14 protein-coding genes are annotated in these 15,943 nt (G+C 31.2%); 8 read left to right on the plus strand and 6 right to left on the minus strand.

What is annotated here, in order from left to right; all coding sequences use genetic code 11:
* Positions 1–42: 42 nt before the first annotated feature.
* Together FHR24_RS02115 and purN are read right to left on the minus strand one after the other, a co-directional pair.
* Positions 43–681, minus strand: coding sequence for a ribonuclease H1 domain-containing protein (locus FHR24_RS02115; protein WP_167183168.1), 639 nt, complete (start codon positions 679–681; stop codon positions 43–45).
* Between the two features lie 7 nt (positions 682–688).
* On the minus strand, positions 689–1,252 hold the full coding sequence (purN, locus tag FHR24_RS02120) for a phosphoribosylglycinamide formyltransferase (protein WP_167183172.1): 564 nt from the start codon (positions 1,250–1,252) through the stop codon (positions 689–691).
* Between the two features lie 180 nt (positions 1,253–1,432).
* Here purN and FHR24_RS02125 point away from each other — a divergent pair, with 180 nt between their 5' ends.
* The 5 genes from FHR24_RS02125 to pyk all read left to right on the plus strand — a co-directional run bounded on the left by FHR24_RS02125 (position 1,433) and on the right by pyk (position 5,723).
* Positions 1,433–1,666, plus strand: a complete 234-nt coding sequence (locus tag FHR24_RS02125) for an acyl carrier protein (RefSeq protein ID WP_068828135.1) — start codon at positions 1,433–1,435, stop codon at positions 1,664–1,666.
* Positions 1,667–1,684: 18 nt separating this feature from the next.
* Positions 1,685–2,938: a beta-ketoacyl-ACP synthase II gene (gene fabF / locus FHR24_RS02130; RefSeq protein ID WP_167183175.1), complete on the plus strand. Its 1,254-nt coding sequence runs from the start codon at positions 1,685–1,687 to the stop codon at positions 2,936–2,938.
* Positions 2,939–2,943: 5 nt separating this feature from the next.
* Complete coding sequence (gene rnc, locus FHR24_RS02135) at positions 2,944–3,684, plus strand: ribonuclease III (protein WP_167183178.1); 741 nt, start codon at positions 2,944–2,946, stop codon at positions 3,682–3,684.
* Between the two features lie 92 nt (positions 3,685–3,776).
* Positions 3,777–4,262 carry an IPExxxVDY family protein gene (locus tag FHR24_RS02140; protein WP_167183180.1) on the plus strand — a complete coding sequence of 162 codons (486 nt, stop codon included), beginning with the start codon at positions 3,777–3,779 and terminating at the stop codon, positions 4,260–4,262.
* Between the two features lie 3 nt (positions 4,263–4,265).
* Positions 4,266–5,723 (plus strand): pyruvate kinase, encoded by a 1,458-nt coding sequence (pyk, locus tag FHR24_RS02145; protein WP_167183183.1) that lies wholly within the window; start codon positions 4,266–4,268, stop codon positions 5,721–5,723.
* A gap of 58 nt (positions 5,724–5,781) precedes the next feature.
* Here pyk and FHR24_RS02150 read toward each other — a convergent pair whose 3' ends face one another.
* The 4 genes from FHR24_RS02150 to FHR24_RS02165 form a co-directional block, all read right to left on the minus strand.
* Positions 5,782–6,570 (minus strand): energy transducer TonB, encoded by a 789-nt coding sequence (locus FHR24_RS02150; protein ID WP_167183186.1) that lies wholly within the window; start codon positions 6,568–6,570, stop codon positions 5,782–5,784.
* A gap of 101 nt (positions 6,571–6,671) precedes the next feature.
* Positions 6,672–8,222 carry a glucose-6-phosphate isomerase gene (gene pgi, locus FHR24_RS02155; protein WP_167183188.1) on the minus strand — a complete coding sequence of 517 codons (1,551 nt, stop codon included), beginning with the start codon at positions 8,220–8,222 and terminating at the stop codon, positions 6,672–6,674.
* A 17-nt stretch (positions 8,223–8,239) separates the two neighbouring features.
* Complete coding sequence (locus FHR24_RS02160; RefSeq protein WP_167183191.1) at positions 8,240–9,475, minus strand: peptidoglycan DD-metalloendopeptidase family protein; 1,236 nt, start codon at positions 9,473–9,475, stop codon at positions 8,240–8,242.
* Positions 9,476–9,523: 48 nt separating this feature from the next.
* The gene (locus FHR24_RS02165; protein ID WP_167183194.1) at positions 9,524–10,276 is read right to left on the minus strand and encodes a DUF3108 domain-containing protein; all 753 of its coding nucleotides are present in this window, start codon (positions 10,274–10,276) and stop codon (positions 9,524–9,526) included.
* 107 nt (positions 10,277–10,383) lie between these two features.
* On the opposite strand from FHR24_RS02165, the gene FHR24_RS02170 reads away from it, so the two are divergent.
* The 3 genes from FHR24_RS02170 (at position 10,384) to FHR24_RS02180 (ending at position 15,827) form a co-directional block, all read left to right on the plus strand.
* Positions 10,384–11,637 (plus strand): 3-deoxy-D-manno-octulosonic acid transferase, encoded by a 1,254-nt coding sequence (locus FHR24_RS02170; protein WP_167183197.1) that lies wholly within the window; start codon positions 10,384–10,386, stop codon positions 11,635–11,637.
* The gene (locus FHR24_RS02175; protein WP_167183200.1) at positions 11,627–12,031 is read left to right on the plus strand and encodes a hypothetical protein; all 405 of its coding nucleotides are present in this window, start codon (positions 11,627–11,629) and stop codon (positions 12,029–12,031) included. The genes FHR24_RS02170 and FHR24_RS02175 overlap by 11 nt, the downstream gene beginning before the upstream one ends.
* A 76-nt stretch (positions 12,032–12,107) precedes the next feature.
* On the plus strand, positions 12,108–15,827 hold the full coding sequence (locus FHR24_RS02180; protein ID WP_167183203.1) for an AraC family transcriptional regulator: 3,720 nt from the start codon (positions 12,108–12,110) through the stop codon (positions 15,825–15,827).
* Positions 15,828–15,943: the final 116 nt, after the last annotated feature.

Below are 15,943 nucleotides of genomic sequence, written 5' to 3' on the forward strand. Positions count from 1 at the left end.
GAGTCGTGAACAAGCAATTCAAGAGGATGATAGATTCTTTTTCTATTTCCTCCCAAAATCAGCTGGAATTTCTCCCCAGACTTTGGTCTCCCATTTTAAAATAGGATTTTTAAATGTATTTTCTTGCAACCATTTTTCACCACGTTTGATCAAGTCAAACAGAAGTTTGTTTTCTGCAGAGGGCATTATTTTAGTTCTACATTGTTTGGCTTTAACCCAAGCAATGGCAGTTCTAGAATCTGAATAAATAGGCAATGTAGGTTGATTTATTTTTTGCAAATAAGCCAACCCATGCACCAAGGCTAAAAATTCGCCAATATTATTAGTCCCCTCTTTAAAAGGGCCCTGAATAAACAGTTGTTGTTTGGTTTTGGTATTTACACCTCTATATTCCATTAAGCCAGGGTTACCACTACAAGCAGCATCTACACTAATAGAAATTAAATTAGGTTGTCCTATTTTAGCTAATAACTCTTTGTCTATTACAGGTTTTTTGGTGTCTTTACCTTTGTATTCTTCATAAGTTTTGGTAAAAGCAATAGTGGCCTCTTCTTTAGAGGTAAAAGACTTATATTGTGCACCTTGGTAACCATCAATTTGTTTTTTACAGTCATTCCAACTGTTAAAAACACCTTTGGTTTTACCGTTCCACACTACATAGTATTTTTTACTTTTAGCCATAAATAACTTATTTATTAATTACTCCATCAATTACTTTAGGAAAATGTTCTTGTTCTAGTAAATGAATTTTAGCAGCAATGTCTTCTGCGGTATCTTCTGATGTTAAAGCAGTGGATGCCTGAAAAATAATAGCTCCTTCGTCATAATTTTCATTTACGTAATGAATGGTGATCCCGGTCTCTTTTTCATTATTCTCTTTTACAGCACGGTGTACGTGCATTCCGTACATTCCTTTTCCTCCATAATTGGGTAATAATGCGGGGTGTATGTTTATAATCTTATCAGGAAAAGCTTTGATAATGTTTTCAGGAACTTTTAATAAAAAACCTGCTAGAATAATAAAATCAGCTTCAACTTTTAATAAGTTTAAGAGGTCAACTTGCTCTTTCATCTCTTTATTAGAGAAAACTTTGCTCTTAATTCCGAGTTTTTTTGCTCTTTCTAGCACAAAAGCATCCTTTTTGTTGCTCAAAATGTAGGTGATTTTAACATTTTTATGGGTAGAAAAATACTGTGCAATGTTCTCTGCATTTGATCCAGATCCGGAAGCTAGAATGGCAATTTTAATCATGTTTTATTGACTTTAGAGAGGTTTTTAAATATCTTGATGTGTGTTAAGTGTGCAAAATCTTAGTACAAAGATGTGATAATTTTTTATATCTTAGTGAATATATTTTCCACAAACATTGTTCGCAGAAACAAAAGTTTTTTATTTTTGTCCCGGTTTTAAACTTAATTAAATAATAATATTATGTCAGACATTGCATCAAGAGTAAAAGCAATTATCGTTGATAAATTAGGAGTTGACGAAAACGAAGTAACTGCTGAGGCAAGCTTCACAAACGATTTAGGAGCAGATTCTTTAGATACTGTTGAATTAATTATGGAATTCGAAAAAGAATTTGATATTCAAATTCCAGACGATCAAGCTGAGAACATTGGTACAGTAGGTCAAGCAGTAAGCTTTATTGAAGCAGCAAAGTAATTAGAAAATTATCTATTTATGAAATTGAAACGAGTTGTAGTAACTGGACTTGGTGCATTGACACCAATCGGTAACAATATAGAAGAGTATTGGGATGGTTTAGTGAATGGGAAAAGCGGTGCTGCTCCTATAACACACTTTGATGCTGCCAAGTTCAAAACTCGTTTTGCATGCGAGGTGAAGAATTTTGATGTGAATGACTTTATTCACAGAAAAGAAGCTCGTAAAATGGATAAGTTTACGCAGTACGCGATGGTGGTTGCTGATGAAGCAATTGTAAACTCTAAGCTAGATGTAGAAAATGTAGATCCCGACAGAGTAGGTGTTATTTGGGGATGTGGAATTGGAGGAATTGATACTTTTGAACAACAAGTTGTTGAGTATGCAAATGGTGATGGAACACCAAAATTCAACCCGTTCTTTATTCCAAAAATGATTGCTGATATTGCACCAGGACACATATCTATAAAATATGGTTTTAGAGGGCCAAACTTTACAACAGTATCTGCATGTGCATCTTCTGCAAATGCAATTATAGATGCGTTAAACTATATTCGTTTAGGGCATGCTGATGTAATTGTTACTGGAGGTTCAGAAGCCTCTGTAACAGGAGCTGCTATGGGAGGATTTAATGCCTTGCATGCGTTGTCTCAAAGAAATGATGATCCTGCTACGGCATCTCGTCCATTTGACAAAGACCGTGACGGTTTTGTAATGGGTGAAGGTGGTGGAGCTCTTATTTTAGAAGAATATGAGCACGCTGTTGCCAGAGGAGCAAAAATATATTGTGAAGTTGCAGGAGGTGGTTTATCTGCTGATGCACATCACTTAACAGCACCACATCCAGAAGGATTGGGAGCAACCAAAGTAATGCAAAACTGTTTACAGAATGCTGGATTAACTCCAGAAGACGTAGATGCGATTAATATGCATGGGACATCAACACCTTTAGGAGATGTTGCTGAATTAAAAGCGGTTCAAAAAGTATTTGGAGAGCACGCTTATAACTTAAACATCAACTCAACAAAATCTATGACTGGTCACTTGTTAGGTGCTGCTGGAGCTATTGAAGCAATCGCTTCTGTATTGGCTATGGAGTACGGAGTGGTACCACCTACGATTAATCATGCTGTGTTAGATGAAAACATTGATCCAAAATTAAACTTAACAATTAACAAGGCTCAAAAGAGAGACGTTAAAGTTGCAATGAGTAATACTTTTGGATTTGGAGGGCACAATGCTTGTGTGTTGTTTAAAAAATTAGAAGCTTAAGACTTTTGAAGTTCTTTAAAAATATCAAAAAATCTCGTTCCACATCGGACGAGATTTTTTATACACAAATAAAAAAAATTATAGGGTTTGTTCCTAAAAATTTAGACCACTATAAAAGAGCTTTTACTCATACATCTTTACAGCTTAAAGATAAAGACGGGCATCCTGTTAATTTTGAAAGACTAGAATATTTAGGAGACTCTATGTTAGGTTCTATTATTGCCGCTTATTTGTTTAGTGAAGTACCTGAGGCTAACGAAGGATATTTAACACAAATGAGATCTAAAATAGTAAGCAGAGAACATTTAAATGAGTTGGGTAAAGATTTAGAATTGTTAGATTATTTAGATACTAGAATTTCAAAGTCTAAAATAGGAAACAATATTCATGGAAATTTATTTGAGGCTTTAATAGGAGCAATTTATTTAGATAGAGGCTATAATTATTGTGAAAAATTTATTACTAAAAAAGTAATAAATGCTTATGTAGATATACAAAAGCTTGAAGGAAAAATAACAAGTTATAAAGGAGTATTGATTGAATGGTCTCAAAAAATTAAACGAGATTTAAATTTTGAGATTTACGAAGATTCAGGAAATCAAAATGTAAAACATTTTAGTGTAAAACTATTTGTAGACAACAAAGTGGTGTCTAAAGGAAGAGCCACATCTAAAAAAAGAGCAGAAGAAATGGCTGCCAAAAGAGCTTACTTTGTGTTTCAATCTGAAATAGAAAAATTACTATAACGTTTGCGTTTTATTATTGTATAATTTAATTTTGATTGAATACTATTAACTAATTTCGTTCTTGTATTTTTACGTATAAATACGTAGTTTTTATGGCGGCTAATTTTTTAACATTCTGTGATTTTGATGAGCAAGATTACCAGTTAATCGCTGTTCATACCGTATTACAAGATTATAAACTAGCTTATTTGTTAAATAATGATTTAGGTTTTCATTTTAAGAGAACCGTTCCTGATTTGGATTATGTGATAGAGGGCAAGAAAGCTTTTTTTTCATCTTTTGAATATCAGGATAGTAAAAATTTAATAGACTGGTATTTAATCAAAAATAAGTTCAAAGTAAAAGCTCCAAAAGGCAATTCATTAGGATTGTTTCATACAGAAGAATCTTTTGCAAGTTCTTATGTATATTTACAGCCAGAAGTAAAAGAGGCTGATTTTGTGATAAAAGTACAAGGAGATATTTTAAGCACTAAGCTAAAACATCTTTTACAACAAATAAATAAATTAAATGGGGTGGTTACTGCGTATTCAGTAGACACTCATAAGTTAAACCATAAAGAATACTTAATTTTTTAAAATATGTCACAGACTAAAAAAACCAAAATTGTAGCTACATTAGGTCCTGCCTTAACGGGTAAGAAAGAAAAGCTAAGAGAATTGATGATTTCTGGAGTAAATGTATTCAGAATTAATTTTTCTCATGCAGATGAGGACGATGTTACAACTAATGTTAGATTAATTAGAGAATTAAACGAGGAATTAGATTTTAATGTTGCAATTTTAGCTGACTTACAAGGTCCAAAATTACGCGTTGGTGTAATGGCTGAAGGAGTTGAATTAGCTCCAGGTGATGTTTTTAACTTTACTACTGAAAAGGGTGAAGGAAATCAAGAAAAAGCTTTTATGACTTACCAACGTTTTCCAAAAGACGTAAAGGTTGGTGAGAAAATATTAGTAGATGATGGTAAATTATTGTTTGAAGTTACTGCTACTAATGGTATTGATTTAGTTACTACTAAAGTATTAAGAGGAGGTCCTTTAAAATCTAAAAAAGGAGTAAACTTACCTAACACAAATATCTCTTTACCTGCATTAACAGAAAAAGATATTAAAGATGCAAAATTTGCATTGAGCTTAAACGTAGATTGGATGGCTTTATCTTTTGTGCGTAACCCTGCAGATTTAGATGATATACATAAATTAATTGCAGAAAACTCTGATACTTCTGTATACAGAACTAGAGTAATCTCTAAAATTGAAAAGCCAGAAGCTTTAGAAAATATTGATGCTATTATAGCAAACACAGATGCTATTATGGTAGCTCGTGGAGATTTGGGTGTTGAAATTCCTATGTCTGAAGTACCATTGGCTCAAAAAATGTTAGTTAGAAAATGTAAAGAAGCTAAGATTCCTGTAGTAATTGCTACGCAAATGATGGAAACAATGATTGAAAACTCTGTGCCAACACGTGCTGAGGTAAATGACGTTGCAAACTCTATTATGGATGGTGCAGATGCAGTAATGTTATCTGGAGAAACTTCTGTTGGAGCGTTCCCAAACGAAGTAATTAAGGTGATGAGACAAATTATTTTAGATGTTGAAAACTCTAGTTTAATTGAAGTACCAAGAGAATCTCCAAAACCAGATACAGATTCTGATAGAGCTATTTCTAATGCTATTTGTCATCAAGCTGCTTTGGTTGCAGATGATATCAATGCAAAAGTAATTTCAACAATTACAAACTCTGGTTATACTGCTCAACAAATTTCTGCATTAAGACCAAAATCTCAAATTTTAGCATTCTCTTCAGACAGAAGAACTTTAGGGATGATGAATATTATGTGGGGGGTAAAAGGTAGATTTTACGAGCCAAACACTCCTTTCTCTACTGATATTATTAGAGATGTAAATAATATCGCTTTAGAAAGTGGATATTTACAAGAAGGGGATATTGTTGTAAACTTAACATCTACTCCAATTATGGAAAAAGGTGATGTGAATACATTACGTATTTCTAAAGTAGATTTAAGCAAATAAGAAATATATTCTTTTACTATATAAAAGCCCTGTTCTGTATAGAATAGGGCTTTCTTTTTTACTCTACTAAAAACCGAACAGGTAAGGTGTAAATTAAATTTACAGTTTTTCCATTTTGTTTTGCAGGTTTCATTTTGGGTAAATCACTGAGTACTTGCTTAATTTCTTTCTCCAATTCTGGATGTGTTTTAGTTGTTTTAATATCGGGGCTAACCTCCCCATTGTGATCTATAATAAACTGACAATCTATTTTTTGTAAGCCCACTAGGTTAAGCTTGCTAGCTAAATCAATATCAAAATTTTTCCCAAAGAATTTAGAGATCTTTTTACTAAAGCATTTTTTAGATTTTTCTCTGTCATACATATATTTTTCACAACCAGGATATACGGGAATGTTCTCTACGCTTACATAGTTTATAGTTTCGGGTTCATATTCTACTACATCATCAAAATATTCTATGTTTTTTAAATCTTCATTACTATTGGTGACGGATTTCTCTTCTTTAATCAGTGTAGTCTCTTTTACTTTTGTGTTGTTATCAACTTTTTTAACATGATTGGGATCTATAATTTTTGTAGACTTTTTTTGTTTTTCAACCTCAACAACAGGCTCTTTTAAAATAGGAGTTTCAAGCTTTTTAGGTTGTTTTTTAATCCTTTTAAATGCAATGGTTTTGGTATCATCTGTATTGTATTTAATTGTAATGTCAGATTCTTTTTTTATGGCAGCATAAGATTTATGCTCTAGAAAAGTATAAGTGATAAAAAGCGTTAAGACAAGTCCTAACAGCGTAAAGATTCCGCTGTAATGTTCTAGATTGGCTTTTGGATTTTTTTTTAGTTTCATGATCTAATCGTTTTGGTTACAAAAGTTTTACATCAATACAAGTGCCAAAAAAAAGCCTAACATTTGATTGTTAGGCTTTTATAAGATAGTGAATTCTTTTTTTATTTTAATAGCTTTTTTGCCATTTCTTTTCCTAATTCGACTCCAAACTGATCAAAGCTATAGATGTTCCAAATAATACCTTGTACAAATATTTTGTGTTCGTACATAGCAATCATTTTCCCTAAGCTATTAGGACTTAGTTTGTTTGCTGTAATACAATTACTAGGTCTGTTTCCTGTAAATACTTTAAAAGGTAATTCTACAGCGTTAGGAGCTACTCCGCTTTCTAAAACTTGTTCTTTAGTTTTTCCAAAACATAGTGCATCTTGCTGACCATAAAAGTTTGCCATTAATTTTTTATGATGATCTACTTTACCGTATAAAGATTCGTTAAATCCAATAAAATCACATGGAATTAATTTAGTACCCTGATGTACCAATTGCATAAAAGCATGTTGCATATTGGTTCCGGCAGCTCCCCAAATAATAGTTCCTGTTTGATAATCTACAGATTTACCGTTTCTGTCTACAGATTTACCGTTACTTTCCATAAACGCTTGTTGCAAGTAAGATGGCAACGTATTTAAATATTGTGTATATGGCAAAACAGCTTCACTTTCTGCTCCATAAAAGTTATTATACCAAATGCTTAATAAGGCCAAAACAACAGGAATGTTTTTATCAAAATCGGCTGTTTTAAAATGGTTGTCCATTTGATAAGCACCATTTAATAATTCAGCATAATTGTCATATCCTACAGATAAAGCAATAGACAAACCAACTGCAGACCATAAAGAAAAACGACCACCTACCCAGTTCCACATAGGGAACACGTTTTCTGATGCAATTCCAAATTCAGCAACTGCTTCTAAATTTGTAGAAACTGCAACAAAGTGTTTTGCTACGTCAGAATTGCTGGCTGTTTGTAAAAACCATTCTTTAAGAGTTACAGCATTACCTATGGTTTCTTGAGTTGTAAAAGTTTTAGACACAATTACAAATAAGGTAGTTTCTGGATTTAATTTTTTAATCACTTCAGAAACATGATCTCCATCAATGTTAGAAACAAAATGAGTGGTTAAATGGTTTTTGTAGTACTGCAATCCATCAACAACCATATTAGGTCCAAGGTCAGAACCTCCAATACCAATGTTTACAATATCTGTAATTGCTTTTCCTGTATATCCTTTCCAATTACCAGAAATTACTTTTTCTGTAAAAGCTTGGATGCTTTCTTTGGCTTTGATAACCTCTGGCATTACATTTTCTCCTTCAGAAATTACAGCGTTTCCACTATTGTTTCTTAAAGCAGTGTGTAGTACAGCTCTACCTTCTGTAGCATTTATAATTTCTCCGCCAAAATATTGTTCTATAGCATTAGACAATCCTGTTTCGTTGGCCAACGCTACTAACAAATCCATAGTTTCTTTAGAAACTCTATTTTTGGCATAGTTCAACTTTAAATCGTCTAAAGTAATGGTAAAGTTTGCATCACGATTTTTATCATTTGCAAATAATTCCTTTAGTTCTAAATCTTGAGCAGTTGTAAAATGTGCTTCTAATTTTTTCCAAGCATTGGTTGTGGTTGGGTTGATGTTTTGTAAAGACATTGTAGTATGTTTTTGGTTTAATAGGGTATGGCATCCAATTCTTTTTTAATTGGAGCTATATGAGTTAAATATTTTTGTTGAATTTCTTTCTTCATAGGTTTTGCGGCAGGAAGTTGTTCTTTTAAAGGATCTACTTGTCTATCGTTTTTCCAAAAACGGTAACATACGTGAGGTCCAGATGTATTTCCTGTCATTCCAACCCATCCAATAACATCACCTTGTTTAACGTAATCACCTACTTTTACGTTTCTTTTTTTCATGTGAAGGTATTGGGTTGTATAGGTGGCATTGTGTCTAATTTTAACGTAATTTCCATTTCCACCTCTGTACTTAGATTCAATAACTTTTCCGTTGGCAGTACTCATAATTGGACTTCCTACAGGGGCAGCAAAATCAGTTCCTAGGTGAGGCTTTATTCTACCATAAAAAGCAATTCTTCTTTTAAGGTTGTACTTAGAAGAAATTCGACTAAATTTTAAAGGAGCTTTTAAAAATGCTCTTCTTAAATTATTGGTTTCATCATCAAAATATTCCTCAATACCTGTTATAGAATCAGGTATATAGTTAAAGGCATAAAATGGTTTTCCTACATGTTCAAAATAGGCAGCTTTAATTCTACCAATTCCTACAGGTATAGTATCGTTAATGTATTTTTGTTCGAAAATAACTTTAAATCGATCGTTTTTTTGAAGTCTAAAAAAGTCAATGGTCCAAGCGTAAATATCAGACAAATCATTTGCAACAACAGGACTTATGTGTTTCTCGTCTAAAGATTGAGAAAGAGAGCTTGTAATAATTCCCGATGCTGTTTTTAATTGCGTAATAACTTTTTTCTTTACCGTTTTGGTGTAAATAGAGTCTCTAAAATCTACAATAGAATAATTTACCAAATCATGCTGATAAATAAATACCTGTGCTTTTTCGGTGGAATCTTTTGCTGCCAAAATGGTGTAGTTTTTACCCGCTCTTAGTCTTCTAACATCAAAGTCTGGTTTAATGGTGTTTGCTATTTCATATATTTTAGGTGTCCATACGTGATGTTCGTCTAAAATAGTTCCAAAAGTTTCTCCTCTTTTAATTTCGTTTTTTACAATTTTAAAATTCTCTAAACTGTAACCAAAAAACTTTTTAGAAACTTTAGGTTTTTTAACAATGGTAGGGGAATCACTCTGCTCACCGGATTTTTCTTCCTTAGATTGACAAGAATAAATAGTTAGTAAAATAAGGCTTAAAAGGGTGATTTTTTTTAACATTCTGTGTCTATATTTCTAGCTGCCAAAAGTACAATTATTTTATGAATTTTATTGAGCGTTAAAGGGATGTAATAAACCTTTGTACTCATCAATATCTGCTTTTAAAGAACCTACAGCCAAATCGGCTTGTATTCTTACAGGAATTCTGTTTTTATCTGCGGTAATCCATATGCTAAGGCTTTCCTTTTCTTTAAAAACTCTACCCGATTGTACCATGGGTCTAAAGACAAAACACTCAACGTCTCCAAACTTGGTTTTTAGGTTTTCTTTTCTAAGTTTTGTTAGCTTAAAAGGGAATTTTTTATGATCAAAAAACAAATTCATAGCAATAGATTCATCTACTTTTAAACTGTCGGGAACATTATTTCTTAAATAATAAAAAGCAGCAATCATATCTTGAACGTCTTTTGCTGCCACTCTTTTTTCTTTGTTGCGTTTATGATCTACAGTTAATACGCTATCTTTTTCAAAAAACAACTCTACATTTTTGGTGTATTTACCTTCTTTTATTTTTCTGATGGCTCTAGTTGGAAGTCCTGTTTTTTTATTAATAAAAGATTGATAATCATCTTCTACAGGAAAAACCCATCTAAGCATACCTGTTGTCCATCCTTTTCCAATTACATGCTCGTATTTTTGATTGTTTATAGTGGTCTCTTGTACTTGAATACTAGCATACCCTGCATTAATAATTCCGTAATGTATTCTAAATTTAATTTTTTCACCATCTTTATAAGCCCTGTTTTGTTGAGCGTTTACTACAAATCCAATAAAAAAAACAATATATATAAGTTGTTTCATATCTTTTTCTGTTTAGCTTCTGATAGATAATATCAAAAGACATTCCAAATTAAAAAATTAAACGTCAATATAGGTAAACACAATGCTAATTTTTTAGCTTTGCTGTTATGAGGTTTTTATACAATTTACTTATTATTATGGCTTCTTTTGTATTAAAAGGAGTTGCTTTTTTTAGCCCTAAAATCAAACTTTTTGTAGCGGGTAGAAAAAATGTTTTTGATGAAATTAAAATATCTATAGATGCTAAAAAACCTGTAGTTTGGATTCACGCAGCTTCTTTAGGAGAATTTGAGCAAGGGAGACCTGTAATTGAAGAAATAAAAAAGGAATATCCTAACTATCAAATTGTGTTGACTTTTTTTTCGCCGTCTGGTTATGAAATCAGAAAGGATTATGAATTAGTAACCACTATTTGTTATTTGCCAATGGATACTATTGGTAATGCTAAAAAGTTTTTAAAAATGGTGGAGCCAAAAGTTGCCATTTTTATAAAATATGAATTTTGGCCAAATTATTTAAACGAATTAGAGAAGCAAAACATTCCTGCTTTTTTGATTTCTGGAATTTTTAGAGAAGATCAATCGTTTTTTAAACCCTATGGTTTTTGGATGCGTAAACATTTGCAAACCATTCAGCATTTTTTTGTGCAAGATGATGTTTCTAAAACATTATTAAACTCAATAAATATTAATAAAGTTACCGTAGCAGGAGATACTCGCTTTGATAGGGTTCAAAAATTAGTAGAAGCTAATGAAAAATTACCGTTTGTAAACGACTTTAAAAACGAAGCTTATTTATTAGTAGCAGGTAGTACTTGGCCAGAAGATGAAGAACAATTGGTGAGCTACATAAACACAAAAGCATCAGACAAAGAAAAGTTTATTATTGCCCCACATAACGTTACAAAAGATGGAGTTTTAAAACTAAAAAATAGTCTTAAAAAAGAAGTGGTTTTGTATTCTGAAATGGGGAGTAAAGACATGAGCAACTATACTGTTTTTATAGTAGATACTATTGGAATTTTATCTAAAATATATGCATATGCAAATGTAGCTTATATTGGTGGAGGCTATACCAAAAGTGGAGTGCACAACACTTTAGAAGCAGCAACTTATGGATTGCCAATTGTTATTGGTCCTAATTTTAAAAAGTTTAAAGAGGTGCAAGATTTGGTTGCGTTAGAGGGTTGTGTAAGTGTTGCTAATGCTAATGAATTATCTAAAGTATTACAGATTATTTATCAAGATGCAGTAGTGAGGTTAAAAAAGTCAGGAATCACTAAAAATTATGTTGCTAAAAATTTAGGTGCTACTCAAAAAATAATGGATTCTTTATCAAAAATTTTAACGCATGAAAATTAAAATCATAGCCTTTTTATTGGCTCTTTTTTCGATGCTAATTTTTTCTGAAGGAGTTCTTTTTACAACCCTCTTTTATGTGCCTACTATTTTATGGATTTTTCCTTTTTATGTTTGGTTTTGGTTGTCTGCTTTTTATTTTAAAAATTCTTTTGGTAAACAGTTAAAGCTCTATCAAAAAATAGCAATCATTTTGCTGAATAGTTTTCTGTTATTTTCTTTTTTATACGTAGGGCTTCAGCTTTGGAAAATAAATACGGGAAATATTTTAATGTCGGATAATTCTATCTTTCAAATCAATTTAAAAAACATTTGGTTTTGGGTAATTTATCAATCTTATTTATTATTGTTTTTCTTTTCTACTTTTAAATTATTGGTTACTATAGATCAAAAATAATCATAAGAACTTAATGCTTACTTGATGTTAAAGTAATGCAATTGCTGTATTCTTGTCGGTCACTAACGACACGATTATGAAGTTCTGGATCTTTTTTTTATACTCTTTTGTTTCTTTTTTTGCTTTAGGTCAAGAAATTAAATTTAAAACATACACTACAAATCAAGGCTTATCAAACAATTCTATTTTAGATATAGAAAATGATGAAAATGGGGGGTTGTGGATTGCGACTTTAGATGGATTAAATTATTTTGATGGAAATGAATTTGTGGTTTATAAACATATTGTAAACGATAGTACTTCTATTGCAGGAAATTATATCTATGATATTAAAAAAGACAGTCAAGGTGCTATTTGGGTAAAAACTAGTCAGGGTAAAACGAGTAAGTACATTGGAAATGGATTGTTTAAAAATTTTAGTTTTAAAAACGAACCTATAAATTCAATAGGGTTGTCTACGTCTAACAACATTATAGCGTATACAAACAAAAGAACTTATGAATATTTAGACAATGTGTTTGTGGCAAAAAAAACAATTGCCCAAAAAAGTGATAATTACAACTCTTTTAGCAAAATTCTTTTAGAAAAATACCCCACTATTATAATTAACGATGTTTTAAAAGATAAAAAAGGAAATATATGGTTTGCCACCAGACGTAACGGTGTTTATATTATTCCAAACCATCACAATAATATTCAAAACAATCATATAGACCATTATATTGTTGATAAATACTCTCCTTATACTTTTAATAGCAATGAAGTAGATCGACTTCATTTAGACATGTTTAATAACGTGTGGTTGGGGCATAAAGATGGTGGTTTAAGTATGGCTTATAAAGACTCAGAGCTTATTTATTATGTAACTCCTCATCCTATAAAATACCCTCATTTACCCAATGAAACGATTAGAGCAATTACCAAAAAAAACAAAGGTCAATTGTGGTTGGGGTATTATAATAAAGGACTTTACTATTACAGTAATAAAACGGAATGTTATATAAAATACATTATTCCAGAAGCTAAAGACAATGTAAATTGGGAACGTATTAGAAGTTTATTTACAGCATCGGATGATAGTGTTTGGGCTGGATCTTATGCAGGTTTAATTCGTGTTTTTAGTAATGGGGAGTATGAATTACATAATGCAGAAACTATAAAAGAATTGCCTAATAATAGAAGTTATTCTATTTGCGAAGATGATTCCAAAAACCTATGGATTGGATGCTGGGGAGGAGTAGCAAAATTTAATTTGGTCAGAAATAAATTTGAAGTCTTTAAAGGTCAAGATACACTAAGCTCTTATCACATAAGAAATATTAAAATAGAAGGTGATGAGTTAATTTTAGCGACAGAATTTAATGGGGTTTTAGTGTTAAATACCAATAATGGAAGTCTCACAAAAATAAATACGAGTAAAGGAGTTTTAGACAATAGTATTTATTCTGTTTTAAAAGACAAAAACACCAATAATTATTGGATCGCTTCATTAGGTGGAATTACCATATACAATGCAGAAAAAGGGATTGTAAAAAACATAACAGAACAAAATGGTCTGTTTAGTCATATGGTATACGGTTTAATAGATGCAGAGGACAAGGTTTGGTTAAGTACTACCAAAGGTTTGGCATTTGTAGATAAAGCGACTTATCAAGTAACAACTATTAACCCCAATGAAGGTTGGCAAGCTCCTGAGTTTTCAGAAGGAGCGTATTATCAAGATCCAAAAGGGATGTTGTTCTTTGCAGGAGTAAATGGATTAAATTATTTTAATCCTAGTACAATTAGAGGAAAAGAATACAAGTCAAAAATTAAATTAAAAATAGACGATAATGAAAATTATGCAAAACAACTTGTAAAAAAACATAGCAATAATGACGTAAAAGTAAATGTAAGTACTATTACTTTTCCTAGTAGTCGTAAAGAGCAAATCTATTTTAAATTAGAGGGTTTTGATGTTGATTGGAGGTTGTTAGAAACACAAGTGATTGATTATCATGATTTACCTTCTGGAAATTATGAGTTTTATGTAAAATCTGTTAGAGATAATATTCCTAGTAATTCTTATTTTACACTAAAAATAGAGAAAGCGTTGTACGAAACTATAGGCTTTTATATCATAATTTCTTTACTATTTATGGTAACAGTAGTTGTTGTTTTTTGGATTAGAAATAAAAGTAATAAAAAGTTAAAAGAAAGATTAGAACAAAAAATAATAGACAGAACACAGGTTATAGAAAATCAAAAACAAGATTTATTAAAAGCAAATAAAGAATTAGACGAAAAAAACAAAGAAGTCTCTCATCAAAAAGAAAAACTATTGGAGTTACATAACAGTTTAAAAAATGAAGATTTTGAACTGGAAAAATTTAAATCTTTTGTGCTTTCAGAATTTCAAGAACCAGTATCCAAAATTATTAGAACTAGTGCCAAAATAGAAGGAGATACAAAGGCAAAAGAACAGATAATAAACCAAGCAACAAGCATGATTAATTTGTTGTCAGAATGGGATTATTTAGATCATGTAAAAGATTTGGGGGCTGTTAAAAATAGTATAGTAAACCTATTCCCTATTTTAAAAAACATTTTAGAAAATAATAAAAAATCGGCACAAAAAAATCAAGTCAACTTTATAAGCCATATAGACAAAGATATTACTTGGGTAGAAGTAGATGTTTTAAGAATAAGGTTGTTGATACAATATTTTTTAGGAGACCTTGTAAAGTATTCTGATAAAAAAAGCAAGTTAGATATAGCTTTTGTGTACCAAAACAATGCCTTAGAACTAAAGGTAATATCCAATAGCGAATTGTTAATCAGCAACTGGGATCATGTGGTTAGGTACAGTCCTTACTTTAAAGCGGTAAAAACCCTGTTAACAGATTTAAGTGGAGTTTTTAGTCTGCAAAAAGAGCAAGATTTTGTACTAAGTTTTAAAATTCCATTATTCAAAATGAATCCGGATTTTAAACAAACAGAAACTATTTCTTGGAAACACATGAACGATCAGGAATTGTTAAATAACGGAAAAAGAAATATTTTGGTGTTGTCTAATGATGAAAATGTAGACATTGTAAAGCAGTTATTAGAAGACAAACAAAGTAACTTAATATTCGAAAACTCAGTTTCGGATTTAATGTCTGCGATGCAACAAATTAATATTGATGTATTGGTATTGTACCAAACTCCTTTTACCAAACAATTAGTAGGCTTTTTTAACAAATTTAAATCTAAAGAAACCAAAAAGGAAAGCCCTTTTGTATATATATCCGAAGAAATAAGCTACACACTGCAAGAACAATCTGTAGAATATGGAATAGATGCTGTAATTCAATTGCCAGCAAGTGAGAGTTACATTAAGAAAAAAATAGCTGCACTTACACAACCTAAAGAGAATGTGGAAACTCATCAACTACAAAAAAATATTTTTCAAATTTTAACAGAAGATCAAGAGTTAGAAACAGGAAATGATAAGCTGATTAAAAAGAGTTTAGAAATTATAAAAAGGGAATTGTCCAACTCTAATTTTAATGTAGAAATGCTAATAGATCAACTGTCTATTTCTAGAGTAAAATGTTACCGTTTGTTTAAAGATATTTTAGGACAATCTCCGTCCGATGTAATTACATCTCTTAGATTTCAAAAAGCTGAATATTTGTTAAAGAACAAGAATCTAAATATTTCAGAAATTAGTTACGAATGTGGTTTTAATGACCCAAAGTATTTTGGAAAGTCCTTTAAAAAATATTTTGGTTTAAGTCCCAAAGCGTTTAAGAGTCAAAATGAAACCTTGTAAGGATTACCGTAGGATTACCTCAATGTTACCTAATTGTTAGTGTGCTAAAACACCTACTTTTTATAAGTTTTTAAAGGTGTTTTAGAAACAAAATTACCCTTTGGCCATACAAAATC

The organism is Wenyingzhuangia heitensis, from assembly GCF_011762155.1.
Lineage (GTDB): Bacteria > Bacteroidota > Bacteroidia > Flavobacteriales > Flavobacteriaceae > Wenyingzhuangia > Wenyingzhuangia heitensis.